A 26,936-nucleotide genomic window follows, 5' to 3' on the forward strand; every position below is an offset into this window, starting at 1 on the left:
TAACTTAGTATTTACCAAACAGTAATGATAAGCCTCTTCGGAGGCTTTTTTAGCTTGCACAATTATGAAAAATATATTTTTATTATCAATTATACTATTGTCTTTCTCTTGCAAAGCACAACAGATTTATCCTCTAAACACAAATTTTTTAACGATTCCAAATAATGCTTATTTGAAAGATACTAATAATGAATTAATGCCTTTTGTTGGAATGTGGAAAGCCACATTCGACAATAAAGAAATTACCATTAAAGTTGATAAGGTTGATTATCACTATATAAAATCAGGAACACAGGTTTTTTACAGGGATGTATTATTTATTCGTTATAGTATAAAAAACGCTCAAGGAGCAATAATAAAAAGTACAATGAACTTACCCATAACAGAAGCGAAAATTAAAAGTGATGTTACTTTTCCCAATCAAAATCTTATATCTTTTGTATATCAGGGCGGTGATTGTAGATATGGTTGGGGAGATGTTGATTTGACATTTGTGGATGCAACACATATCAAGTGGAATTATCAACCGGAAGGTGTAATTCTAACCAATAAAAACTGTCCTAATGAAGCTGATACTACTATTTATCTTCCTAAGACACCTAACTTAGTATTTACCAAACAGTAATGATAAGCCTCTTCGGAGGCTTTTTTAGCTTGCACAATTATGAAAAATATATTTTTATTATCAATCATACTGTTATCTTTTTCTTGTAAGGCACAACAAACTTACTCATTAGACACTGATTATGAAACGGTATCTAATTACTCTTATTTGAAAGATATCAATAATGAACTGCTACCTTTTATTGGAACTTGGAAAGCTACATTTGACAACAAAGAAATAACCATTAAAGTGGATAAAGTTGATCATCATTACACGAAATTGGGAACAAATATTTATTACAAAGATGTATTATTTATTCGATATAGTATAAAAAGTTCTCAAGGAACAATAATAAAAAGTACAATGAACTTAACTGTACAAAATTCTAATATTGAAAGCATTGCAATTTTTCCAAATCAAGTGATTTCATTTATCTATTCAGGAGGCGATTGTCAATATGGTTGGGGAGATGTTGATTTGAAATTAGTAGATGCAACACATGTAAAATGGAGATATCAACCAGAAGGTGTAATTCTAACAAATCTCAACTGTCCCAATGGAGCTGATACTACAATTTATCTACCTAAGACACCAGATTTGGTATTTACAAAGCAGTAATGATAAGCCTCTTCGGAGGCTTTTTAACCAAACACACTTATGAAAAATATATTTTTATTATCAATTATACTGTTGTCTTTTTCTTGCAAAGGACAACAATATCCATTAAATACTTTTTTCGAAAATGTCCCACAAGGAGCTTATTTAAAAGATTTAAATCATGAATTAGATCCATATGTAGGAATTTATAAAGCAAATTTTGAAGGAAATGAAATAACATTCTATATTACAAAACAAGAAAATAAATTAGAGAAAAGTACAGGAAAAACATATTATATGGATGCATTAATTATAAAATATATTGTTAAAAATAGTTTAGGTGTAACTTTACAAGACACGCAAAACCAAACTATTCAAACTAACAAATTATATAGTATAAATACGAGACCATATGAAAATTCTGTAATATTATATTATACTGGTACTAATTGCGGAGTTGGATGGGGCAAAGTAACTTTAAAAAAACTTAATTCTACCCAAATATCCTGGGATTACAATCCTAACAGTACTTCCGTGGGAGATGATTGTCCTGCTAATGCAGACAAAACAGTTTATTTGCCTGAAACAGATAATCTAATTTTCACGAAACAATGATGAAAAGTGTTTTGTTTTTAATAATATTTGCTGTGGTTTCTTGTAAATCACAGCAAATATTGCCAATGAATACAGCGTTAGATGATATTCCTAACAATGCACATATAAAAGATTTAAACAATGAATTAAATTCATTTATAGGAACTTATAAGGCGAATTTTGAGGGTAATGAGATTACATTACTTATCACAAAAGAAGAAAATAAATTGGAGAAAAGAATTAACAAGCAATTTTATCGTGATGCTTTAGTGATAAAATATATCGTAAAAAACATCAGTGGATCAATTTTACAGAATACTCAAAATAGTTCTTCAAATCAGCTATATAGTATTGGTACAAGTCCTTCTGAAAATTCTGTAATATTATATTATTATGGAACTAATTGTGGAGTTGGATGGGGTAAAGTAACTTTAAAAAAACTTAATTCTACTCAAATATCTTGGGATTATAATCCTAACAGTACTTCTATTGGAGATGATTGTCCTGCTAATGCAGATAAAACAGTTTATTTGCCTGAAACAGATAATCTGATTTTTACAAAGCAATAAAACAAGCCTCTGAAAAGAGGCTTCTATAAATGATGAAATATGAATAAGTTATTTTTTAAAACATATCTAATCTTAATATTTTTAACTGCTCCATTTTACAAATCTCAAACAGTTACTGTTCGAGGCATTGCTAAAGATTCTTTAAAAATAAACAACATTATTGGAATTACTGTTAATGATACTGTACGAAAGTTCAGAGATAAAGCATTTACAGATAAAAAATTTAAAAGTGAAAACTGGAATAAGTATGATGAACTAGTGAAAAATTTCAGTACCTCACCTGATTTTCCTGATGGAAATTATTCGATAACTGCAAAACTTATTGATACATTATATTTTTATAAACCACGATATGCAACGCAAAAATATAAAGTTGCGGATATAATTAAAAATAATATAAAAGTAATTTTAGCACCTGCACCTTGTATTCCGTATAAAAAATGTGATCAAAAAGTCCCGTCAAAACTATATGCTTTTGTAGGAAAAAAAATAGATGTGACATCTGTAGATCAATCTAAATACTGTGGTCTGTCGTTGGATAGTGAATATAAAGCTGAGTATAAAATTGAGCAGGAATTTTCCGATCATTATCCCGATTCATCAATAATTTTTACGGCGTATGATCATAACAGCCTGTATGAATATGATTTTAGAAATTATGAAAATGTATTAATTTTTATTGGGAAATATTGTGGAGATTTAATTAAAGATTTCTTTTTTCCTATTTACAAAACAGCAAACGGAAAATGGGCAAGTCCAATAAAAATTGGAGATGAACATTATTACAAACCTGATAAATTTGTCCCGGAAAATATAATGTTTGACAAATCGGTTGAATTTGATTTACCAAATAATATAACTGAAGAGCAAATTGCCCAATTAAAACAATACAAATTCCCTGAAAAATATTATAAAATAGAAAATGGAAAAGCAATTCCAATCATGGGAAGATATGCAGAAGATTTAGTAAAACTTTGGAATGAGCTTTATTTGAAAAAGCCAGAATAGCTCCTGTTCGATGGAAATTTAATAAAACTCAGAGTTCTTCTACAAAACCAAAAATAAAACAAAGCCCGTCAAATTTTGGTGGGTTTATTAATAGATAGGTATTACAAAAACTTAATTATACTTTTTGCTCCCTCAAAGAATATTTTTGCCACTATAAACATACAGTTTATTCCTCAATAAAGCGATCAATGCTTTAAAAGCCAACAATCAAACTGTAACTTTTACTCATCAATATTAATTAGTTACCCACAACTTCATCCAAAATCCAAAAAAAATCCCGATTTTTGCAACCCTTTCAATAATTCCGAATATTCATGAAACTTTGTATTGCCGAAAAACCCAGTGTTGCCAGAGATATCGCCAAAGTATTGGGCGCAACCATGCCCAAACAAGGCTATATGGAAGGAAACGGCTATTGTGTGACATGGACTTTCGGACATCTTTGCACTCTTAAAGAACCTCACGATTACGGTCCGCAATACAAATCGTGGAATCTGTTTTTGCTGCCAATCATTCCGGCGAATTTCGGAATCAAATTAATTCCAAATAAAGGCGTTGAAAATCAGTTTAAGGTCATTGAAAGATTGGTCGAAGAATGTGATGAGGTCATCAATTGCGGGGATGCGGGACAAGAGGGAGAGCTGATTCAGCGATGGGTACTGCAGAAAGCAAAATGCAACAAACCTGTTCAGCGTCTGTGGATTTCGTCTCTTACCGAAGAAGCGATTAAAGAAGGTTTTCAAAAATTAAAACCTGCCGAAGATTACAAAAATCTCTATCTCGCAGGAAATGCAAGAGCAATAGGAGACTGGTTATTGGGAATCAACGCGACTCGACTTTTCACGAAAAAGTTTGGCGGAAATAAAGCGGTTCTTTCCATCGGAAGAGTGCAGACTCCGACGTTAGCAATGCTCGTTCAGCGTCAGAAAGAGATTGATGCTTTTACGACCGAAGAATATTGGGAGCTCAAAACTAAATACCGTGACGTTATTTTCAATGCTGCGATCGACCGTTTAAAAACATTAGATCGTGCCGAAAAAGGCTTAGAATATTTAAAGCAAAATCCTTTTGAGATCGTTTCTTTTGAAATTAAAGAAGGAAAAGAAAAAAATCCAAGACTTTTTGATTTAACGGGACTTCAAGTGGAAGCCAACAAAAAATACGGTTATTCGGCAGACAGTACTTTGAAGTATATTCAAAGTCTTTACGAGAAAAAGCACGTGACTTATCCTCGTGTTGATACAACTTATCTATCTGAAAGTCTTTATCCTAAAATAGAAGGGATTCTTCGTAAAATGCATTTCTATCAGGAACTGGTTGCGCCTTTATTGGAAGCACCGATTCCAAAGTCAAAAGCTGTTTTTGATGATGCAAAAGTGACCGATCACCATGCGATTATTCCTACTGAAATTCCGCCTTCTCAAAACCTGACAAGGGAAGAAAAATTGGTTTATGACCTGATTGCAAAACGTTTCATTGCTGTGTTTTATCCCGAATGTAAAATTTCAAATACGTTGGTTGAAGGACAGGTGGGAACCATTCCTTTTAAAACAAGCGGAAGACAGGTTCTTGAGCCGGGTTGGAGAGCTGTTTATGCGAAAGATGCTAAGGAAGAACCCACGGACAAAGAAAAAGAGAAGGAAGAAGAGCAGACGATTCCTGAATTCACCGTTGGAGAAACCGGGCCACACGATCCGATGATTCATCAGGGGAAAACATCACCGCCAAAACCTTATACGGAAGCGACACTTCTGAGAGCAATGGAAACCGCCGGAAAACAGGTTGATGATGAAGAACTTCGGGAAATGTTGAAAAATAACGGAATCGGAAGACCTTCAACCCGCGCCAACATTATAGAAACTCTTTTCAAACGAAAATATATCGAGAAGAAAAGAAAAAACCTGATTGCTACGCAAACCGGAATTCAATTAATCGACACGATTGAAGATGAATTGCTGAAAAGTCCGGAATTAACGGGAGAATGGGAATTAAAACTCCGTAAAATTGAAAGCGGCGAATATGAAGCCAATCAATTTAAGGAAGAATTGATTGAAATGGTAACGGAATTGACCAAAAAAGTCGTTTACGGAAAAGCAAAAGTCTTCACGCTGCATGAAGAAAAAGAAGAGGTTAAAGAAAAGAAAAAGCGCGAACCTGCCATAAAAAAAGAGCTCCAATCCTGGGAAGAAACCAAATGTCCGAAGTGTAAAGAACACAATCTGATGAAAGGAAAAACCGCTGTCGGCTGTTCTGATTTTAAAAATTGTGGCTTTAAAGTGACTTTTGAAATTTTCGGTAAAAAGATTTCGGATAAACAGTTAATGGATTTAGCTTTAAAAGGAAAAACTTCAAAATTAAAGGGTTTCACTACACATCCAGAAAGTTTAACCGAAGGTATTTTGTCTTTGGATGAAAATTTCCAGATTCTATTGAACTAATTTAATTTAAGATAAAATGCTTCGAGAGCTTCAGCATGACAGTACTGCAAATATTCTCTTATCAGCATGACAATGCTAAAAAATATGCTTTAATAAGAACAGTTGGTATTGGGAATGTCATGCTAAGGCTCTCGAGACATCTAAACTACTTTCATTATCTTTACAATCCAAATAATAATCAATGACGCCAGAAAAAAAGCAACTCATCACCGACAGCTTCAACCGTTCCGAAACGTTACAATTCTACAAAGCAGAATTACTGGAAATAGACACCGATTTCATTTCCATGAAAATTCCCAAAATGGATTTAATGACCAGAAAAGCAGGAATGTTCAATGGCGCAATGATCGCTTCCTTAGTTGATGTTTCTTCAGGGTATGCTGCGGTAAGCCATTATGCAGAAGATTGTTATGTTGTGACAGTAGAATTGAAGGTCAATTATTTAAGACCAGCAATTGGTGATGCTTTGGTTTCAAAATCTTATGTGATAAAAGGCGGCGCAAAGATCAGTGTTATCAGAACAGAAATTTATACGGTCGATGAAAACGGAAAATCTGAAAGTCATGTGGCGACTTCTCTGGTTACAATGATGAAGATAAAATAACACCTTTTTTATTTATCATGAATTCTGATAAATAATTGGAATAAGTTTTGCACACCAAAGCCTGTAAACATTAAAAAAATCAATACTATGAACTTAATTATCCGACTTCTTGTGACAGCAATTGTTGCCTATCTTTTAACAATGATTTTGCCGGGAGTACACTTTACAGGATTTGGAGGGGCAATCATTTTCGCAATTGTTTTGGGTATTTTAAACTTAATTGTGAAGCCTGTACTAAGTCTTTTCGGACTGCCTTTGACGATCATTACTTTAGGATTATTTGCTTTGGTAATCAACGCAATAATTATTCTGATAGCAGATTACTTTATCGACAGTATGCAGGTAGATGGTTTTCTATGGGCGCTTATCTTCAGCATTTTGCTTTCTATTGTTACTTCGCTTGCGAACTCAATGTTCTCTGATAAGGATTAGATGTTAAGCTAAAATTTATATTAAATTATAAAAAACCGTCAATGATTAGTTGACGGTTTTATTTTTTTTATTTCTTGATAAATTTTAAAAGAATTGTATTCCTGTTTTCATCTTTTAATTTTATAAAATAATTTCCTGTAGATAAATGACTGATCGGAATTTCTTTAGATGAAAGCCGGTCTTTAGAAATTGTTTTTCCGCTTATATCTACTATTTCGTATTCTTTAAAATCAATATCAGAACTAATTTTTAAAATATCTGAAACCGGATTAGGATAAATTTTAACCAAAGTAATCGGATTATTTTTAGTCTCATTTGTCCCTAAAAATAAACATGAAGGCGGATTGCTGATCGGTCCGTTTGTAAAGTCATAATAGATCACCCCATTTACAGGAACTGTATTGGTAGTGATCGTCTGAGGAATACTTGGAAAAGGAGAACAGTTGTTGAAACTTACAGTTCCATTTTCAAAATTTCGGGTTACTTTATACCAATTTTCGCATCCTGTATTAGTCATGGGAAATCCTGGCCACAAACTGTCAATTGCAAATCCATTGACTGCGTTTGGGTTTACCATTTCTATCATTGCACAGCTTCCTGTCGCCCAGTTTGAAGGCATTTTGAAATACATAGTTGCAGTAGGAATTGCTCCCGTATAATATTTTTTGCTGAAAACAGATGAGGTCGTTCCGGAGTTTACCACAAATGCTTTGATTTCTTTATTGCTGTCAATTAATATTTGTACGCTGTTCGCTGCAGAACTTGAACTTAATGTCGGCGTACTTCCGTCGGTTGTATAATAAATTGTTCCGCTTCCTGAAACTGTCACAAGATAAGGATCATTGTAGTGCGTCACAGGACTCATATTAATTTGCGAAGAACACAAAATAGAGGTAAAAATTAATGCAGAAAGTAAAATTTTTTTCATGGAAATTTAGTTTGATGGTTACAAGCAAAATTAATAAAAAATTATAAAGGTTTCATTAATTGAATGTAAACACATTTACATAACTTTGGCAATCTTTGAATAAATTAAGACTTTGAGATGATGTAATTCTAAAAGTCGTAAAAAATGAATCAATATATGAAACTTAAGTACAGTCTGCTGGCTTTGGCAGCTCCGCTCTTAATGAATGCACAACAAGTAATGACGCCTGAAATTCTTTGGACTTTGAAAAAAGTAGGAGTACAGGCAGTTTCTCCCGATCAGTCTTCGCTTATTTATAAGGTCGGACAGACAGATCTTAAAACAGAAAAAACAAAAAATGAGAACTATTTCTTAAATGTTCTTAATAATCAGTCCACCAAAATTGATTTGGGTAAAAAAGCCCTTATTCAATGGGATAAAAATGGGATTTACGCTCAGGAAGGAGATAAAATTTTCCTTTCAAAAGACAGCGGAAAAACATGGACAGAATTTTATACGATCGGTGAAGCAGACAATGTTGTCATTTCACCTGATGGTAAAAAAATAGCTTTCAGCAAACAGGTTTTGGTGGAAAAAGTAATGGGGAAAGACAAATTTTCCGATACTCCAAAAACTACCGCACAAATTTACACAGATTTGAATCACAGACATTGGGATTACTTCAATGAAGGGAAATACAATCATGTTTTTGTAGTAAATATTTCTGATAAAGTAGAATCTGCAAAAGATTTATTGGAAGGAAAAATGTGGGATTCCCCGCAAAGACCTTTCGGTGGAGCGGAAGATTTCATCTGGAGTCCTGATTCCGCACAGCTTTTATATGTTACGAAACCTAAAAGTGGTAAAGAATATTCAACAAGCACAAATACCGATATTTTTGCTTACGACTTAGCTTCAGGAACAACAAAAAACTTAACTGAATCAAATAAAGGTTACGATGTAAATCCAAAATTCAGTCCTGACGGAAAATCTTTAGCATGGCAAAGTATGGCGAGAGATGGCTATGAAGCAGATAAAAATGACATCAAAATCTTAGACTGGAAGTCAGGAAAAACAACAAATCTTACAAGCGGTTGGGATGAAAGTGTTTCAGGAGATGTTTTCTGGAGCGGAGATTCTAAGTCAATTTATTTCACAGCAGCTTTCAGAGGAACAAAGCAGTTATTTTCTTTAGATCCAAAAAATGCTAAAGTCCAGCAAATTACAAAAGGTGATTTTGACGTCAATGAAATTTTCACAGACAATAAAACTTCACTTTTAGTGGGAAGAACAGACATCAATCACGCAACCGATATTTTCTCTGTAAATCTTAAAAACGGAGAAATGAAGCAGGTTACCGAAGCTAACAAAGACATGTATTCTAAATTAGCGCAAGGAAAATCTGAATTAAAAATGGTAAAAACCTCTGACGGAAAAGAAATGGGAGTGTGGTTCCACTATCCACCAAACTTTGATCCGAACAAAAAATATCCGACTTTAGTATATTGTCAAGGAGGCCCGCAATCTGCATTAACACAGTTTTTCAGCGTAAGATGGAACTTTGCTTTAATGGCAGCCAACGGATACATCGTTGTAGCACCTAACCGTCGCGGAATGCCGGGTTGGGGAACAAAATGGAATGAAGAAATCTCAAGAGATTGGGGAGGACAGCCAATGAGAGATTATTTGGCAGCAACAGATTTTGCGAAAACTTTACCGTATGTTGATGGAGATAGAGTAGCGGCTGTTGGAGCAAGTTATGGTGGTTACAGTGTATTTATGTTGGCTGGAATTCACGAAAACAGATTCAAAACTTTCATCGCTCATGACGGATTATTTGATATGAAATCCTGGTATCTGACAACGGAAGAACTTTGGTTTGCCAACTGGGATTTGGGTTCTCCGTGGGAAAAGCCACAGCCAAAAGCATATACAGAATTCAATCCAAGTAATTTTGTTGACAAATGGAATAAGCCAATCATGATCGTTCAGGGTGGAATTGATTTCCGTGTTCCTTACGAACAAGGTCAGGAAGCTTTCCAGGCAGCGAAATTAAGAGGCTTAAAATCTAAATTAGTCTATTTCCCGAACGAAAATCACTGGGTACTGCATCCGCAAAACGGTTTGGTTTGGCAGAGAGAATTTTTTGATTGGTTGAAGGAAACACTTTAAAAATTAAAAATTAAGAACGGATAATTAAAATAAATTATTCTGTAAGATATCAATAAGAGCGGGCTTTAGCCCGCTTTTTGTTTTTTGTAATGTAAACGGCTTTAGCCAAAATTTATATATTTGAATCATGCAAAACAGAATTTCTTCTTTTCCGCCAATCATTGATAATGATTCTAAAATCATAATCTTAGGTTCAATTCCCGGAGTAAAATCTTTGGAAAAACAGCAATATTACGGGCATCCACAAAATAAATTCTGGAAGATTATTTTTGAATTGTTTAATGAAGAATTTACAGAAGATTACGCTGAAAGAATCAATATTTTAAAGAAACACAATATTGCGCTTTGGGATGTTATCGATTCCTGCGAAAGAAAGGGAAGTCTCGATTCTGAAATAAAAAACGAAGAAGCTAATCAGATTGCAGGGCTTTTAGAAACATATCCGAATATTAAAGCTATATTTTGCAATGGCGGAAAGTCTTACAAAAATCTACAAAAGATTTTAGGGAAAAATTATAAAATTCCTGCATTTTTATTACCTTCAACAAGTCCGCTTCATACGGTTTCCTTTGAAAAGAAATTGGAGGAATGGAAAGGTATTTTAGAGTTTTTGTAATTTAAAAACCAATTTTATTGCCCATAATATGCTGAAATTACTTTTTCTCTCATTTTATTCAGATATTTAATATCTTTTGTATTTGATAAGATGATAAGGGTGAGATTTTTGTCTGGTAAGTGCACCCAATTAGCGCTGTGGCCGTATCCTTCTCCCTGACGTTCCACAAATAAAGTATTGATATTTCCAAAACTTTTAGGATATACCCAAAAACCTAATGCAGTATCTTCAAGATTTTTACTGGAAGTCAGCATAATATCTAAAGTAGATTTTTTCAATAAAATATTTTTGAAAATTGCCTGATCAAAAGTCAGCAGATCTTTCGGCGTAGAATACATTGCTCCGGCAGAATAAAAATTATCAATATACGTGTTTGTAGGTGTATGAAGAGCAAAAACATCAGAGTTGTCTGCGGTATATCCGTCATCAATATTTTCGATGATGTCATTATGATGAAGAAGTCCTGTGTTTTGCATTTTAAGCGGGACTAAAATTTGTTCTTTTAAAACTTCTTCAAAAGATTTTTTGTAAATTTTTTCGATAATTTTACCTAGCAAAATATAGTCACCATTATTATAACTAAACTTTGTTCCCGGTTTATCAATAAGTTTTCCGGATAAATAAGTATTTATAAAATCATCCAGATTCCATATCGTATTGTCATAAGCCTGATGAATGAATTCCGGAGTACTGATATCTTTATTTTCCCTCCCGCTGCTGTAAGTTAATAGATTTCTGATAGTTGCTTTTTGCCCGGCTTCACCTTTATATTCAGGATAATAAGTTGATATTGTTGCATCCAGATTTATTTTTCCTCTTTCATACAATTGCATGATAAGGGTTGCCGTGAAAGTTTTGGTAAGTGAAAAAATATGAAACTTAGTATTGTCGGAAAAACTGATATTGTAATGTCTGTTGGAAAGACCTTTATAGGTAAGTAATTCTGTTTTTCCGTTTTGAGCTAATAATACAGCACCATTGAAATTGTCTTTTTTTACAGAAGAATTAATCACTTCTTCCACTTTTTGTATTTGAGAATAACTTAAGGTAAAAGTCAAAGTTAATACGCCAATAAGAATATTTTTCATGTTGCTGATTATTTAAAAGCGAAATTTAAAGAATTACTTACACATTTAAGTTAATTATTTTTCAATTCTGTAAACTTCCTCATAAGGCTGAATCAAAACCCATCCACTTCCGGAGAATTTCATCTGAAACTCTTCGCCGCTTCCTCTTCCGATTAAACTTTTGAAGGAAACATTAGTTTTCAGTTCAGGGCTTAAATTTCCAGACCATGCCACTGTAGCGTTTGGATCTGTGAAAACAGGATTTTCGGGAGTTACCAATAAGGTTAAAGGATCACCGTGAGTTGTGATCGCAATGTGACCGGTTCCGGATAATTTAACCTGAAATAATCCTCCAGACATCATTCCTGCAACACTTTTTAACATGGTGATGTCATTTTTAATACTTTGTTCATGGGCCAAAACATCATTTCCATTTACACAAACAGATTCATTGTTAAGGTGAAGAATACGAACTTTTTTCCCTGAGTCAGCAACGTAAAGTTTTCCTGTTCCTTCGGCTTTCATTAATCTTGCACCTTCACCACTAATGGCTTTTTTCAGAAGATTTCCCAATCCACCGGAAAGCATTCCTTGTTTTTCGAATTTTATATTTCCGATGTAGCCAACCATACTGCCGATTTTCGTCCATACAGATTGGTTATTAAGGTTGATTTCCAGAAGTTGGGGCTTCTCAAGTTCGAAATAATCTCTTTCTTGTGGATTCTCTTTTGTTTCGTTTACAAAAGCTTCGATTGAATATTTACTCATAGTTTATGATTTTTCTAATTCGCCAAAATACACTTTTTTGTTTTGGAAAATCACCGTAATATCACGGTTTTTTTATTTTATTTAAAATTAATTTTGAATGAATGTAAATAATACTTGACAAAGGGGCGTTTCATGTCGTATATTTGCACTCCGAAAATTACACCTTGTAATTTCAATAATTTTTAAACCGTAATTTAAAAAATGAAAACATCAGATTTTAATTTTGATCTTCCTGCGGAATTATTAGCAGAACATCCATCAGAACATAGAGACGAAGCGAGATTAATGGTTTTGGACAGAAAGACACAAACCATCGAGCACAAATTGTTCAAAGATGTTGTTGATTATTTTGATGAGGAAGATTTGTTTATCTTTAACAATACTAAAGTTTTTCCTGCACGTCTTTATGGAAATAAAGAAAAAACCGGTGCTAAAATTGAAGTTTTCCTTTTAAGAGAACTGGATAAAGAAACCAGAGTTTGGGACGTATTGGTAGATCCTGCAAGAAAAATAAGAATCGGTAACAAATTATTCTTTACTGAGGATGAATCTTTGGTTGCAGAAGTTATCGACAATACAACTTCAAGAGGAAGAACGTTGAGATTCTTATTCGACGGTCCTTATGAAGAATTCAGATCCAAATTGAAAGAATTGGGAGAAACTCCACTTCCAAAATACATCAAAAGAGCCGTAGAACCGGAAGATGCTGAAAGATATCAGACAATCTATGCTAAAGTGGAAGGAGCGGTTGCTGCACCTACTGCAGGTCTTCACTTCTCTAAGCATTTGATGAAAAGACTGGAGATCAAGGGAATCAACTTCGCTGAAATTACACTTCACGTTGGTTTAGGAACTTTCAACCCGATTGAAGTTGAAGATCTTTCTAAACACAAAATGGAATCAGAAGAAGTATCCATCGACGAAAGAAATGCTGATATCATTAACAATGCTGTTAATCACCACAGAAGAGTTTGTGCTGTTGGAACAACAACGATGAGAGCATTGGAAACTTCTGTTTCTTCAAATAAAAAAATCTCTGCATTCCACGGATGGACAAACAAATTCATTTATCCGCCTCACGATTTCGGAGTTGCTAATACGATGATTACAAACTTCCACACACCAAAATCAACATTATTAATGATGATTGCAGCGTTTGCAGGAAGAGAGTTCGTAATGCACGCATATGAAGAAGCCGTAAAAGAGAAGTACAAATTCTACTCTTACGGAGATGCAATGTTAATTTTATAATAAAGTTGCAAGTTGTTGGTTGTCAGTTGATGGTTTTTGATGCTATTTACTGACAACTATCAACCATTAACTATCAACTAAATAAATGAAAGATATTCGTACTTTATCACTAGACCAGCTCCAGGATTATTTTCAGTCTTTGGGAGAAAAACCGTTTCGTGCGAAACAGGTTTATGATTGGTTGTGGAGTAAAAATCTCCATTCGATTGATGAAATGACGAATCTTTCGAAAAATCTTCGCGAAAAAATTTCCGAAGAATATACCATCAACCCTGTTTCTGTTGATCAGCTGCAAAAAAGTACAGACGGAACCATCAAAAACGGAGTGAAACTTCATGACGGTTTATTGGTGGAATCTGTATTAATTCCTACAGAAACAAGAACGACAGCTTGTGTTTCTTCCCAGGTTGGATGCTCATTAAACTGCGAATTCTGCGCAACAGCAAGGCTCAAAAGAATGAGAAATCTTGAAGTTGCGGAGATCGTAGATCAGGTTGCCTTAATTGACAGTCAAAGCAAAATGTACTTCAACAGACCGCTTACCAACATCGTTTTTATGGGAATGGGAGAGCCGATGATGAATTATAAAAACGTCGTGGAAGCCATCCGAAAAATCACCCAGCCGGAAGGTTTGGGAATGTCTCCGAGAAGAATTACCGTTTCTACATCAGGAATTCCGAAAATGATCAAAATGTTGGCAGATGATGAATTGCGTGTGAAATTAGCGTTATCGCTTCACTCAGCAATTGAGTCAAAACGTAACGAGATCATGCCGTTTTCCGATAAATTTCCTTTAACGGATATTATGGAATCTCTTCAGTATTGGTACAAAAAAACAGGTTCTGTCATCACTTTTGAATATTGTGTCTGGAAAGGTATTAACGATGGAGATGAAGATATCAAGGCTTTGATTAAATATTGTAAACAGGTTCCTTCTAAGGTTAATTTAATTCAATATAACCCAATCGGTGACGGAAAATACGACCAATGCAACAAACAGGCGGAAGAAAATTACGTTCGTCAGCTTGAAAATGCAGGAATTACCGTAATGATCCGTAAAAGTAGAGGAGGCGATATTGATGCAGCTTGCGGTCAGTTGGCAAATAAAAATGCAGATTAAATTTTCCTTAAAAAAATCAAAATTAATTCTTAACAATTTCTTAAAATCTTACATTTGTACTAAACTATTGTACAATGATGGATTATTTTATAGGTGAAGACGGGTTGGAAAGTGTCTATGCTTGGTCTATTCCTGTACATGCCACAGTTATTTTAGCTGAGATGATTTACAGTCATATTTCAGAGGCTAAATTATATAACGGAAAAGACGTTGCAACAAGTATTTATCTTGCTTTGATGAACTTCGGACTGGATCTTGTCATGAAGGTTTTTGCAATGGGTGTGATGTTTTTCTTTTATGATCACAGACTTTTTTCCTGGGATTTTACGGTTTGGTATTGGCTGATCTGTTTTGTAATTACGGATTTTGCTTACTATGTTTTACATTACGTTGACCATCATTCCAGAGCATTTTGGGCGGTTCATATTACGCATCATAATTCAGAATATTTCAATTTGACGACAGGTTTCAGAAGTCCGGTTCTACAACCGCTTTACAGATATTTGTATTTTTCTCCGTTGGCTTTTTTAGGCTTTAATCCTTGGCATATTATGGTTGTTTATGCGATAGGACAGGTTTACGGGACATGGGTTCATACGCAGACTGTAAAAAGCATGGGGATTCTGGAATATATCCTGGTAACACCCTCTCATCACCGTGTTCATCATGGTTGTAATATTAAATATCTGGACAGAAATATGGGAATGTGCCTGATTATTTGGGATAAAATTTTCGGAACTTTCGAAAAAGAAGATCCCAGTGTCCCTGTAAAATATGGAATTTACCCAAAAATGCCCGATAATAAACCGGATACAGTTCTTTTCTATGAATGGCGGAAAATCTGGAAGGATATTAAGCAACCGAATTTAAAATTCTCAGACAGAATCAACTATATTTTCAATTCTCCGGGATGGAGACATGATGGAGCCGGAAAAACCGTAAGGCAATATCAAAAAGAACATTTAGAAAGACAGGCGAAAAGACAGAAGCAGAAAAAATCAGCTTGATTTTTTAAAAACAAATTTTACAAAATTTTTAAATTAATATCAATAGGAGCGGGCTTTAGCCCGCTTTCACTTTTAAAGAATAACAATTTGGCTTCAGCCAAAACTTAAAAACTTACAGGATTAAATTAAAACGTTGCTTTGTCATTCTGACGAAGGAAGAATTTCAATTATAGCGCTTAAATTCTTCAAACTAAAAGCATAAATTAGTGATTATTTGTGCAAAATATTAGTGCAATTTGTGTTTAAAAAAATTAAAAAGAAAGCATTATTTTTACTTCATGAAAAAGCTTTTCCTAATATTAGCAACTTTAACTTTCACATTTTCATTTTCTCAGCAAACAGATTTTCCTAAGATAAGAAAATACAGAATCAGTTATTTAAATGAAAAAATTCAGGAAACTTCAGGATTAAGTATTTTGAATGAAAAACTGTTTACGTTTAACGATAGTGGAAATACGCCCGAAATTTTTGAATTGGATAAAACGTCAGGTGAAATTATCAATGTTTTAAAAATTAATGGGAAAAATAAAGATTGGGAAGCCTTAACAAACGACGGAAATAACTTTTACATCGGAGATTTTGGAAATAATAGCGGAACGAGGAGAGACTTAGAGATTTATAAAGTTCCTTTTGAAAATAATTCATTGAAAAACGATTCTCTTAAAATAATTTCCTTTGAATATCCCGAACAAACAGAATTTATTCCAAAAAACTTATCAACCGATTTTGATGCGGAAGCGATGATTTATTTAAATGGAAAAATTCATATTTTCACTAAAGAGTGGAGTGCAAAATCGACAACACATTATAGTATTGATCCAGAAATTTCAGAAAAACAAAAAGCAGAAAAAATAGAGTCTTTTAAAACAAATTTTATAGTAACAGATGCTTCTTATTTTGATAAAAAACTATATTTAATAGGCTATACGAAGAAAACTGAGGTGTTTTTAGAGATCTTTAATGAAGCTGAATCCGGTATGTTTTTTAAAGAAAAACCGGAACATTATTACCTTGGAAGTGCTTTATCCATCGGACAGATTGAAGGAATTGCAGTTGATGAAACGGGAGTTTATATTTCCGGAGAAAAGTTTCATTCTCCGTTGGGAGGTGCAAAACAAAGCCTGTATTTTATCCCAAAAGGTAAACTCAAACATTAATTTCTCTTAAAATTGACTGAAAAAAATTATCTTTGTGATATTAATAATTATTTACCATCATTCGTAGATTGTGGCAAACACTGTAGAAGAAATCAAGCGACCCATCAATGAAGAAATGAAACTTTTTGAGCAAAAGTTTTATGAATCGATGCAGAGTAAAGTACCTTTATTAGATAAGGTCACTCGTTTTATCGTTACTACAAAAGGGAAGCAGATGCGTCCCATGTTTGTATTTCTTTGTGCAAAACTAGTCGGTGACGTTAACGAAAAAACCTATCGTGGAGCTTCCATGATTGAGTTGATTCACACAGCAACTTTGGTTCATGATGATGTGGTGGATGAAAGTTTTAAGCGTCGTAATTTTTTCTCTATTAATGCTTTATGGAAAAATAAAATCGCAGTTTTGGTAGGTGATTTCCTATTGTCCAAAGCGGTATTATTATCTACAGATCATAAAGATTACGATTTGCTTGCAGTGATTTCAAGAACTATCAGAGAAATGTCTGAAGGTGAGCTTCTTCAACTGGAAAAAGCTAGGAAACTGGATATTACAGAAGATGTTTATTATGAAATTATCCGTCAGAAAACTGCTACATTAATTGCTGCATGTTGTGAAATCGGAGCTTTATCAAATAATGCAGATGAAAATTTAGCTAAAAAAATGATGAAGTTTGGAACATATACAGGAATGGCTTTCCAGATTAAAGATGATCTTTTCGATTATTTAAGTTCAAACGTGATCGGAAAACCTGTAGGAATTGATATTAAAGAGCAAAAAATGACCTTGCCTTTGATTCATACATTACAAATTGCAAACGAAAAAGACAAAAAATACTATTTTAACACAATCAAACGTTATAATAACGATCAGAAACGTGTAAAAGAGTTAATTAATTTCGTTAAAAGTTCAGGAGGTTTGGATTATGCAATTAAAGTAATGAAGGATTTCCAACAAAAAGCAAAAGATATTCTAAATGAATTTCCTGACTCCGAGCCGAAAAAATCTTTATTAATTATGCTGGATTATGTAATTGAAAGAAAATTCTAAAAATTAAATAACTTTCATTGTTACAATAATAACAGCTAAAACAATGCAAAATAAAGCGATTAAAAATAAATAATCCGCAATATTCTCAAACCTGTCTGAGCGTTTTTCCTGCTTCGATCTTATCGCCAGAAACGAAAAGAAACAGCTGAACGTGAAAAACAGACACGCAATTCCTGCAAACTCATCCAAATGTGTACTCTGACTCATCTTAGAGATCTTTAATGACGTGATAATCACTAAAGAAAATCCCAGTAAATTACTCGATGCATTTAGAATATGAGTTGATTTTTTTTCCATCATTTACAAATTTATTCTAAGATAAACACAATTTTTTTTATTATCAAATTTTTAAAAAAGATTATTAAAAATTAAAATTAATTTAAAAAGTGTATATTAGCAAAATACTTCGAAAACTAAAAATTTTTTATATTGGCTATGCAAACAACCTATATTGAAACTCAGCAGATTTCCTTTCAAGATTTTAAAAATCAGATACTTGAAGACTATAAATTAGGAAGAATCTCTCGTGAAATGTCTTATTTGGGCAGAAGAGAAGTTCTGACAGGAAAAGCTAAATTTGGTATTTTTGGGGATGGGAAAGAGCTTCCTCAGCTTGCAATGGCGAAAGTTTTCAAAAATGGAGACTTCCGTTCGGGATATTACAGAGATCAGACTTTTGCATTGGCTGTAGATGCTTTAACTGTTGAGAGTTTCTTTGCTCAGTTGTATGCAGATACAAATGTTGAAAGAGAGCCTGCATCAGCGGGAAGACAGATGAATGGTCACTTTGCTACAAGAAGTTTAAATGAAGACGGAAGCTGGAAAGATCTGACGGCTCAGAAAAATATTTCTTCGGATATTTCTCCGACAGCAGGGCAAATGCCGAGATTATTAGGATTGGCTCAGGCTTCAAAAATATATAAATCAGTAAAATTCGACGGCTCTGAAAAATTCTCAAAAGAAGGGAACGAAATCGCTTTTGGAACAATCGGAGATGCTTCCACAGCAGAAGGTCATTTCTGGGAAACGCTGAATGCAGCTTGTGCACTTCAGGTTCCGATGATTGTTTCGATTTGGGATGACGGTTACGGAATTTCAGTTCCTACAAAAAATCAGAGAGCAAAAGCTGACATTTCTGAAATGTTAAGCGGTTTCCAAAGAAAAGAGGGCGAAAACCAAGGTTGCGAGATTATTCAGGTGAAAGCTTGGGATTATCCTTCATTATTGGATGCTTATGCAAGAGCAGAGCAGTTTGCAAGAATGGAGAGTGTTCCTGTGGTGGTTCACGTAATTGAAGTGACGCAGCCTCAAGGTCACTCAACTTCAGGTTCTCATGAAAGATATAAAAATGAAGATCGTTTAGCTTGGGAATCTCAGTTTGACGGATTGGTGAAATTCAGAGAATGGATTTTAAATTACTCAATCGAAATTGACGGTAAAGAAGAAATTATCACCGCAAATGAAGAATTAGACGCTATCGATGAAGAAGCTAAAAGAACTGTAAAAGCCGGACAAAAAGCGGCTTGGGAAAATTATCAGAAAACCATTACGGATTTAATCGGTTCAGTGTTGCCTTTGGTTGAAAATCTTAAAGGACAAAATGCTGAAATTGAAAATTATATTAATCAATTCAATAAATTAGTTTCAAAAGCTAAGAAAGATGTTTTCCATTTGGTAAGAAAATCTTTATTGGCGACAAGAGGGACAAATTCTGCGGAAAGAAACCAATTGATGCAGAAATACAACGAGATTTTTGAGGTTGAAAAAGACAATTATTCTTCTCATTTATACTCTCAGTCTCAGTGGAAAGCTGAAAATGTAAAAGAAATCAAGCCAATCTATTCTGACAGTTCCGAAGACGTTGACGGAAGGGTAGTGGTAAGAAATAATTTCGATAAAATTTTCGAAAAATATCCTGAAACTTTAGTATTTGGTGAAGATGCCGGAAATATCGGTGACGTAAACCAAGGTCTTGAAGGAATGCAGGAAAAATACGGTGACGTTCGTGTTGCAGATACAGGAATCCGTGAAGCAACAATTCTTGGTCAAGGTATAGGAATGGCGATGAGAGGTTTAAGACCGATCGCTGAAATCCAGTATTTAGATTATATTTTGTACTGTTTACAGGGAATGAGTGATGATTTGGCGACGGTTCAGTACAGAACAAAAGGTGGTCAGAAATCTCCTGTAATCATCAGAACGAGAGGTCACAGATTAGAAGGAGTTTGGCATTCAGGTTCTCCGATGGCGGGAATTCTGAATCTTTCAAAAGGTATTTTGGTATTAGTTCCAAGAAACCTTACAAAAGCTGCAGGATTCTACAACACGATGCTTAAAAGCGACGATCCTGCTGTAATTGTTGAATGTCTGAACGGATACAGATTAAAAGAAAAACAACCTGATAACTTGGGTGAATTCACTGTTCCTGTTGGAAAAATTGAAGTTACAAAAGAAGGAAAAGATGTAACGTTGGTAACTTACGGTTCGACTTGGAGAATTGTAATGGAAGCTGCAGAAGAACTTGAAAAATTAGGAATTTCTGCGGAAGTTATTGATGTTCAATCATTAATTCCTTTTGATTTAACGAATGAAATTGCTGAAAGTGTAAAAAGAACCAACAGATTGGTCGTTATCGACGAAGATGTGGAAGGCGGAACTTCAGCGTTTATTCTTCAACAGATTTTAGAGAAACAAAAAGCATTCAGATTCTTAGATTCAGATCCGTTGACGATTGCTGCAAACGATCACAGACCTGCGTATGCGAGTGATGGAGATTATTTCAGTAAGCCGTCTGCAGATGATATGGTTGAAAGAATCTACGCAATGTTTAATGAAACAAATCCTCAGAAATATCCTGCGATATTTTAATTGAGATTTTTAGATAAAATTGAACCGCTTTCTTTTGGGGAGCGGTTTTTTTGTTTAAAATAATGAATAATGTGTAAATTTAGATTTCAAATAAAAAAATCTAAAATGATACAAGATCAAATAACTTTAGAAAATCGCCACAAAAATTTTGTTAAAAAAGTTTCAGAAAATGAAATTGTTTATGCCTTAAAAAATGATCGTGGCTATGCTACTTCCTCATCAAATGAGATAGAAGATGAAGACGGTAATCCAGTTGAAATCATTTGTTTCTGGTCGGATAAAGCTATTGCAAAATCTTGTATTAAAAATGAATGGAGTGAATATGAAATTGATGAATTAAATTTATCTGAATTTTTAGAAAATTGGTGTATAGGAATGAGCAGTGACGGATTAATTGTAGGAACAAATTTTGACCAAAATTTATTTGGCTATGAAGTTGAACCTTTAGAATTAATTTTAGAAATTATAACTGCACTGAATTTACAAAATAAACAAATTAAGCTTAAAAAATTTGATGGTATTAAAGATTTAGAAACCCAGATTAATGAAATTCTTTAAAATTAAAAAGATTATAAAACAACAGTCTTCCGTATTTTCTTCTCTTCCATAATCATCTTACAATCCTTCTCTTTCTCAGGATCATAAACATGATATTTCGTTTCCCATTCTTCCAATAAATACAGGATAGGAAGCAATGCTAATCCCTTTTCTGTCAGCGAATACTCAACTCTTGGAGGAATTTCTCTAAACTCTTCTCTTATTACCAATCCGTCGGCTTCCATTTCTCTCAACTGGTCGGTCAATACTTTTCTGGAAATTACATGAATGCGTGCTGCAAGCTCTCCAAAACGCAGTTTTCGGTCTTTTATCACCAATACAATAATTGGTTTCCATTTGCTTCCCAAAGCAGACATTGCCTTACCTAAAGGGCAACTGTATTGCATTAACTCGTTCTTTTTCATGTGAATAAGTTTGTTTAAAAGAATTGTTACTTTTAAGTTACTAATGTAAGTTACTGCAAAGTTACCACTTTTTTTCTTTATAAGATACAAATATGAACTATTATTAGTTACTTTGTGTAACAATTATAAAATGTAATTTTAAAGATGAGTACAGAATCATTATTTACACCTTTTAAATACAAAAATTTAGAGCTTAAAAATAGAATCGTAATGGCACCGATGACCAGAGCACAATCTGACAACGGAGTTCCTACACAAAATATTGCAGATTATTATGCAAGAAGAGCAGCTTCAGAAGTTGGATTGATCCTTTCGGAAGGAACTGTGATCAACAGACCGGGATCAAAAAATATGCAGAATATTCCTGATTTCTACGGAACAGAGGCATTAAACGGATGGAAAAACGTAATCGATGCTGTTCATGAAAATGGCGGAAAAATGGGACCTCAGATCTGGCACGTTGGAGATACAAGAAGTTCTGCAGATTATCCTTTGGTTGATATGGAAAAAGCTTCTACGATGACGTTGGAAGATATTCAGGATACCATTGCTCAGTTTGCAGCTTCTGCAAAATCGGCTAAAGATTTAGGTTTTGATGTTGTAGAAATTCACGGAGCTCATGGTTATTTAATTGATCAGTTTTTCTGGGAAGTTACCAATACCAGAACTGACGAATATGGTGGAAAAACAGTAAAAGAAAGAAGCAGATTTGCAGTTGATGTAGTAAAAGCGATCAGAGCTGCGGTTGGCGAAGATTTCACAATTATTATCCGTCTTTCTCAATGGAAACAACAGGATTATAAGTCAAGACTGGCAAATACTCCGGAGGAAATGGAAGAGTGGTTATTGCCACTAAAAGAAGCGGGAGTAGATATTTTCCATTGTTCACAAAGACGTTTCTGGGAAGCAGAATTTGAAGGGTCTGATCTGAACTTTGCAGGTTGGGCTAAAAAAATCACAGGTCAGCCAACAATTACAGTAGGTTCTGTAGGTCTTGAAGGAGATTTCATGGGAGCATTTGCAGGGCAGGGAACTGAAAAAGCTGATTTAACAGAACTAACAAAAAGACTGGAAAGAGGAGATTTTGATCTGGTTGCTGTCGGTCGTGCATTGTTACAGGATCCGGAATGGGTAACAAAAATTAAAGAAGGAAAAACAGAAGAACTTCTTGATTTTTCTGCAGAAAGTCTGGCAACTCTTTATTAAAAAACAAATTGTGAATTGTTAATCGGTAATTTGTTTTGCTGTCAATTTTATTTTACAACTTTTCTAATTGACACTTGACTATTCACTGGTAAAGCAAAATTAACCATTAACGGTTCACTTTATTTTATAAAATTTTACCTATTCAATTATTTTAAATGAAACCGCTTCAGGAGTAATTTTGAAGCGGTTTTTGGTTTTTTGATGTCTTAAAATTTTAACATTAAGATTTCCATCAAGTTGTCATTCTGGAAGGATTTAAGCGCGAATCTTTCCAAGCTATTTTAGATTCCTACGGAAAGACAAACTTTGTGTAGATTATTGTGTGAAATTTAAATATTATAAAAAATAAAACCGTTCTCAAAAATTGAAAACGGTTTTTAACAGATTTAAATATCTAAAATTGTCATATTCTAATGACAAGAGTGATGCATTTTTATAAACCAATATTTTTAGTTGGCTTCAATTGTCTTTTAATGCTTTTTGGTAGTGCATCTTTGTGAATCAGAATCGCAGTGGATTTGTACTCAACATAAGGTCTCGAAACGTAAAGATAACCTTCGAAATCATTCGTTACACCCCAGGAATTCTTCACCATATAATATTCTTTTCCAGACTGATCTTTTGCTAATCCTACGATGTGCATTCCGTGATCATCCGTTGTAGAAAGGTTATTCAACGCTTTTTGACGCATATCTTCGTTGATCGCTTTATCTTTTTTCGGCTCTGTGAATAGAGTTCCTTTATTTTCCGCAGTGATCTGATCCAAATCTACATCCGGAACATAAGCTACACCGTTTTTATAAGAGAAATAAGGCTCAGAAACATCTGTTGCCCAGCCTACAGAATATCCTTTGTTTACAGCGTTATCGATAATTGCTGTTAAATCTTTCATAGGAACATTCCAGTCGGAATCGTGGCTCCAGTTATCAGGAATCGGAACTACAAATTTCTGATAATAAGGATAATCTTTATAAGAAGAAATTTCCACATAATCTTCAGGATTGATGCCTACAACTTCCTTAGCAAATGTTTGAGGAGTATAGTTTTTTCCTTCATAAGTAAAGTTGGTAGGAACTTTTCCTAAATATTGATCTAAAATTGCATCAACAGAAGACATCCAGTTGTCACTCAGTTTTCCTTTTGTTGCAGCCTGAACCAAGCTGTCTAAAACCGGCTTCAATTTACCCTGCATTTCAGAGAAATTGTTCAAAGTCTGTCCTTGTTTTAATCCGGTATAAACATCTTGAGGAACTGCACCGTATTTTTTATACATGTTGACAACATCGTGCAATTCACCTCCGTCTCCCCAACTGATCGCTCCGTTATTTAGAACATATAATTTTGCTTTATCATGATAAGAATTTCTTGCAGTGAAGATTTCTGCCAAATCAACAGGTTTTTTACCCATTCTCTGCATTTCAGATTCCAGGAAAGAGTTCCCTGAATAGCTCCAGCAAGTTCCTGAAGAACCTTGGTTTTTTACTGAAGTTACACCCACGTCTTTCAACATTGTGAACTGAAAATTAGCATTTTGAGACTGATTGTTTTTTAGCTTGTTGATTAAGTCATCCTGAGCAAACATCATACTTCCTGCAGACAAAACAAAAAGTAATGAAGTAATTTTTATATTTTTCATTACAATAAAATGATTATTTATATGAATAGTCGTTCATATTACAGATTCGTTACAAAGGGAAAAGTTAAATTTAATATTGGATTTTTTATGAAAAGGTTTAAAAGACAGTAAGGCTGAAATGAGATCATAAAGCAAATGTATTATTAGGTAATTATTAAAAGTTAAATTTTCATGCTAAAACTGTTGAAAATCAATATAAAGGTGCTTCTCAAAATTTTGGCTTTCTTTGTTCCATTCAAAATTTTTCACTAATTTTTAAAAAAGTTTAAGATGTTTCCAACCTGTTTGAAGTTTTTTGCATCTATAGAAGTATAAAGCCTGATTATGGAACGAGAGTTACTAATAGAATGTCAACGGAACGACCGCAATGCGCAGCGGAAAGTCTACGAAAAGATGGCTGGAAAACTGTACTCGGTTTGCAAACGTTATCTGAAAAATGACGAAGATATCGAGGAAGTTCTGGCGGACAGTTTTTATAAAATTTTTACAAAAATGAGCCAGCTTCAGAATCCGGATATTTTTGAAGCGTGGGCGAGAAAAATTGCTGTGAATGAATGTTTACAGAAATTAAGATCAACTAAAGAACTGCATATTTCTTTAGAAGAAGATCATGTCATTTATTCTGATTTTGCAATGGAAAATGTTTCGTTTGAAAAAGATATCTTAAACCTGTTAAACTTTCTTCCGGAAGGTTGCAGAGCTATTTTTAATCTTTTTGCTATTGAGGGCTATCCTCACAAAGAAATCGCTGTGATGCTTTCTATCAGTGAAGGAACATCAAAATCTCAACTCAATTTTGCCAGAAAAAAACTTCAGGAGCTTTTGGTAAATCAAAATATTTAAACTTTTAAAACAATGGAAAATAATAATATAGATAAAACTTTCAACGAGGCTTCTAAAACCTTAGAAGAACCTGCGACTTTTCCTGGGTTCGATAAAGTTTGGGCTAAAGTTGAGGAAAGACTAGATAAAAAAGAACAAAAGAAGAAAACCGTTCCAATGTGGCTTCCTTACGGAATTGCTGCCAGTTTATTGATCGGTTCAGGAATTTTTTACTTTAATAATAAAAAAGAAAACGCGGAAATTACAAAACCCATAGTTGCTCAAAATATCGTAATTCCTCAAAAAAATACAACAACTGTTGTTCCTGAACATATTCAAAAGGTCGACAGTATGGTAAAAGCAAATATTCAAAATGATATTTTACCATTACCTACTGCGACAATTGCTTATCAACCGGCTCCGACTGTTTATGCAGCACCTCCATTATCTTCTCCGGTTTATCAAATGGCAGGATCACAAGCTTCTCATGAAGACGCTACACCTGCATTGGAAGGAAGAGCTGTGGATACTTTGAAAAGACAAAACATTGAAGAAGTGATTGCAATGGGCATCAAAAAAGAAAAATCTTCAATGGTGAATTCTCTGGCTTCATCTACCAGAAAGAAAATGTCTGATTTAAATGCTGTTGCAGATACTGCGGAAGTGGCTTATCCAAATACTGTTTTTGATCTTAAAGAACAGGTACAGGAACCGCAAATTCTTGCTTACAATAAAGGGTATTTAAAAACGAATCAACCGGTTGCCATAAATTCAGGATACGGAAACAGAATTGGGAGTAAGGCAGATATCAATACAATCCGAGGAGGAGGTATTCCCGGAGTAAGTATCAACTCGATTTCCGGAACGCCGGGTTCAGGAAAAGTGGATATTTCAATTAGCTGTCAAGGCTCTTTTATGGCAGATACCAATCCGTTGTATATTATTAATGGGATTTCCAGTGATGCAGAGGCATTTAAAAATTTAGACCCTAAAAAAATAATAGCAATAAGAGTTTTTAAAGGTGAGAAAGCTGTTGCACTTTTTGGAAACAAGGCTGTAAACGGAGCTATTTTAATTGAAACAAAAGATATTTCTAAAAAAGAAAAGAGAAAATTGAAAAGACTTCTTAAAGATGATTTACCCAAAAAGTAATTCCTAATCATTAAAATTAATAACCATTTTATATAAATCTGAAAAAAGAAATTTCTTCGGAGGTTTCTTTTTTTTATTCTATTGCCTGAATCAAAATTTTGGGATAAAGGACTAAAAGCCAAAATTCAGCTTTAATTAAAAAAAGATCAACTCAACTGAAACTTTTTTGAAAATCTGCATCCTTTAAATAGAGAAACAGAAAATCAATTATATTTTCAGAAAAATAATAATTATGAAAAAACTAGGAACTACAATATTGGCTTTGGTTTTATTGATGGCGTGTAAAACCAAAAGCGTTTCAGATCAGCAAAAAGAACCACAAAAATTAAGC

Annotated in this window: 26 protein-coding genes; 20 read left to right on the top strand and 6 right to left on the bottom strand. The window is 33.9% G+C overall.

Annotation, left to right across the window (positions count from 1 at the left end; translation table 11 throughout):
• The first annotated feature begins 64 nt into the window (after positions 1-64).
• From ABD745_RS05090 to ABD745_RS05125, 8 genes are all read left to right on the top strand, one after another.
• A complete protein-coding gene (locus tag ABD745_RS05090; RefSeq protein ID WP_344826212.1) occupies positions 65-625 on the top strand; it encodes a DUF6705 family protein in 561 nt (186 codons plus the stop codon).
• A gap of 39 nt (positions 626-664) precedes the next feature.
• Positions 665-1,222 (top strand): DUF6705 family protein, encoded by a 558-nt coding sequence (locus ABD745_RS05095; RefSeq protein WP_344826215.1) that lies wholly within the window; start codon positions 665-667, stop codon positions 1,220-1,222.
• 39 nt (positions 1,223-1,261) lie between these two features.
• Complete coding sequence (locus ABD745_RS05100; protein WP_344826218.1) at positions 1,262-1,816, top strand: DUF6705 family protein; 555 nt, start codon at positions 1,262-1,264, stop codon at positions 1,814-1,816.
• Complete coding sequence (locus ABD745_RS05105; RefSeq protein WP_344826221.1) at positions 1,813-2,364, top strand: DUF6705 family protein; 552 nt, start codon at positions 1,813-1,815, stop codon at positions 2,362-2,364. The genes ABD745_RS05100 and ABD745_RS05105 overlap by 4 nt, the downstream gene beginning before the upstream one ends.
• Before the next feature lie 39 nt (positions 2,365-2,403).
• Entirely contained in the window at positions 2,404-3,372 is a 969-nt protein-coding gene (locus ABD745_RS05110) for a hypothetical protein (RefSeq protein WP_344826224.1), read from the top strand.
• Between the two features lie 314 nt (positions 3,373-3,686).
• Positions 3,687-5,810, top strand: coding sequence for a type IA DNA topoisomerase (locus ABD745_RS05115; protein ID WP_344826227.1), 2,124 nt, complete (start codon positions 3,687-3,689; stop codon positions 5,808-5,810).
• Positions 5,811-5,991: 181 nt separating this feature from the next.
• Positions 5,992-6,414 carry a PaaI family thioesterase gene (locus ABD745_RS05120; RefSeq protein ID WP_344826230.1) on the top strand — a complete coding sequence of 141 codons (423 nt, stop codon included), beginning with the start codon at positions 5,992-5,994 and terminating at the stop codon, positions 6,412-6,414.
• An 87-nt stretch (positions 6,415-6,501) separates the two neighbouring features.
• Positions 6,502-6,846 carry a phage holin family protein gene (locus ABD745_RS05125; RefSeq protein WP_344826233.1) on the top strand — a complete coding sequence of 115 codons (345 nt, stop codon included), beginning with the start codon at positions 6,502-6,504 and terminating at the stop codon, positions 6,844-6,846.
• A 67-nt stretch (positions 6,847-6,913) separates the two neighbouring features.
• Here ABD745_RS05125 and ABD745_RS05130 read toward each other — a convergent pair whose 3' ends face one another.
• On the bottom strand, positions 6,914-7,774 hold the full coding sequence (locus ABD745_RS05130; RefSeq protein ID WP_344826236.1) for a T9SS type A sorting domain-containing protein: 861 nt from the start codon (positions 7,772-7,774) through the stop codon (positions 6,914-6,916).
• A gap of 156 nt (positions 7,775-7,930) precedes the next feature.
• Here ABD745_RS05130 and ABD745_RS05135 point away from each other — a divergent pair, with 156 nt between their 5' ends.
• A complete protein-coding gene (locus ABD745_RS05135; RefSeq protein WP_344826239.1) occupies positions 7,931-9,925 on the top strand; it encodes a S9 family peptidase in 1,995 nt (664 codons plus the stop codon).
• Between the two features lie 127 nt (positions 9,926-10,052).
• On the top strand, positions 10,053-10,541 hold the full coding sequence (locus ABD745_RS05140) for a DNA-deoxyinosine glycosylase (RefSeq protein WP_344826242.1): 489 nt from the start codon (positions 10,053-10,055) through the stop codon (positions 10,539-10,541).
• A gap of 14 nt (positions 10,542-10,555) precedes the next feature.
• On the opposite strand, the gene ABD745_RS05145 is transcribed toward ABD745_RS05140, so the two are convergent.
• Entirely contained in the window at positions 10,556-11,629 is a 1,074-nt protein-coding gene (locus ABD745_RS05145) for a serine hydrolase domain-containing protein (protein WP_344826245.1), read from the bottom strand.
• 54 nt (positions 11,630-11,683) lie between these two features.
• The gene (locus tag ABD745_RS05150) at positions 11,684-12,376 is read right to left on the bottom strand and encodes an AIM24 family protein (RefSeq protein ID WP_047400341.1); all 693 of its coding nucleotides are present in this window, start codon (positions 12,374-12,376) and stop codon (positions 11,684-11,686) included.
• A gap of 201 nt (positions 12,377-12,577) precedes the next feature.
• On the opposite strand from ABD745_RS05150, the gene queA reads away from it, so the two are divergent.
• The 5 genes from queA to ABD745_RS05175 all read left to right on the top strand — a co-directional run bounded on the left by queA (position 12,578) and on the right by ABD745_RS05175 (position 17,959).
• Complete coding sequence (gene queA / locus ABD745_RS05155; protein ID WP_344826249.1) at positions 12,578-13,627, top strand: tRNA preQ1(34) S-adenosylmethionine ribosyltransferase-isomerase QueA; 1,050 nt, start codon at positions 12,578-12,580, stop codon at positions 13,625-13,627.
• Positions 13,628-13,712: 85 nt separating this feature from the next.
• Positions 13,713-14,747, top strand: coding sequence for a dual-specificity RNA methyltransferase RlmN (rlmN, locus tag ABD745_RS05160; RefSeq protein WP_047400338.1), 1,035 nt, complete (start codon positions 13,713-13,715; stop codon positions 14,745-14,747).
• Positions 14,748-14,821: 74 nt separating this feature from the next.
• Positions 14,822-15,754: a sterol desaturase family protein gene (locus ABD745_RS05165; protein WP_344826255.1), complete on the top strand. Its 933-nt coding sequence runs from the start codon at positions 14,822-14,824 to the stop codon at positions 15,752-15,754.
• 278 nt (positions 15,755-16,032) lie between these two features.
• Entirely contained in the window at positions 16,033-16,911 is an 879-nt protein-coding gene (locus ABD745_RS05170) for a hypothetical protein (RefSeq protein ID WP_344826258.1), read from the top strand.
• 70 nt (positions 16,912-16,981) lie between these two features.
• Entirely contained in the window at positions 16,982-17,959 is a 978-nt protein-coding gene (locus ABD745_RS05175; RefSeq protein WP_344826261.1) for a polyprenyl synthetase family protein, read from the top strand.
• Positions 17,960-17,962: 3 nt separating this feature from the next.
• On the opposite strand, the gene ABD745_RS05180 is transcribed toward ABD745_RS05175, so the two are convergent.
• Complete coding sequence (locus tag ABD745_RS05180) at positions 17,963-18,259, bottom strand: hypothetical protein (RefSeq protein WP_344826264.1); 297 nt, start codon at positions 18,257-18,259, stop codon at positions 17,963-17,965.
• Between the two features lie 135 nt (positions 18,260-18,394).
• On the opposite strand from ABD745_RS05180, the gene ABD745_RS05185 reads away from it, so the two are divergent.
• Entirely contained in the window at positions 18,395-20,827 is a 2,433-nt protein-coding gene (locus ABD745_RS05185; RefSeq protein ID WP_344827205.1) for an alpha-ketoacid dehydrogenase subunit alpha/beta, read from the top strand.
• 105 nt (positions 20,828-20,932) lie between these two features.
• Entirely contained in the window at positions 20,933-21,385 is a 453-nt protein-coding gene (locus tag ABD745_RS05190; RefSeq protein ID WP_344826267.1) for a DUF2750 domain-containing protein, read from the top strand.
• A gap of 11 nt (positions 21,386-21,396) precedes the next feature.
• Here the strand turns inward: ABD745_RS05190 and ABD745_RS05195 are convergent, their stop codons facing one another.
• On the bottom strand, positions 21,397-21,789 hold the full coding sequence (locus ABD745_RS05195; RefSeq protein ID WP_344826270.1) for a winged helix-turn-helix transcriptional regulator: 393 nt from the start codon (positions 21,787-21,789) through the stop codon (positions 21,397-21,399).
• A 144-nt stretch (positions 21,790-21,933) separates the two neighbouring features.
• On the opposite strand from ABD745_RS05195, the gene ABD745_RS05200 reads away from it, so the two are divergent.
• Positions 21,934-22,995: an NADH:flavin oxidoreductase gene (locus ABD745_RS05200; protein WP_344826273.1), complete on the top strand. Its 1,062-nt coding sequence runs from the start codon at positions 21,934-21,936 to the stop codon at positions 22,993-22,995.
• A gap of 433 nt (positions 22,996-23,428) precedes the next feature.
• Here the strand turns inward: ABD745_RS05200 and ABD745_RS05205 are convergent, their stop codons facing one another.
• Positions 23,429-24,631, bottom strand: coding sequence for a C1 family peptidase (locus tag ABD745_RS05205; RefSeq protein WP_344826276.1), 1,203 nt, complete (start codon positions 24,629-24,631; stop codon positions 23,429-23,431).
• 324 nt (positions 24,632-24,955) lie between these two features.
• Here ABD745_RS05205 and ABD745_RS05210 point away from each other — a divergent pair, with 324 nt between their 5' ends.
• Both ABD745_RS05210 and ABD745_RS05215 read left to right on the top strand, forming a co-directional pair.
• A complete protein-coding gene (locus tag ABD745_RS05210) occupies positions 24,956-25,474 on the top strand; it encodes an RNA polymerase sigma factor (RefSeq protein WP_344826279.1) in 519 nt (172 codons plus the stop codon).
• 12 nt (positions 25,475-25,486) lie between these two features.
• Complete coding sequence (locus ABD745_RS05215; protein ID WP_344826282.1) at positions 25,487-26,605, top strand: TonB-dependent receptor; 1,119 nt, start codon at positions 25,487-25,489, stop codon at positions 26,603-26,605.
• Positions 26,606-26,936 lie beyond the last annotated feature (331 nt).

It is taken from the genome of Chryseobacterium ginsenosidimutans (assembly GCF_039536845.1).
Classification (GTDB): domain Bacteria; phylum Bacteroidota; class Bacteroidia; order Flavobacteriales; family Weeksellaceae; genus Chryseobacterium; species Chryseobacterium ginsenosidimutans_B.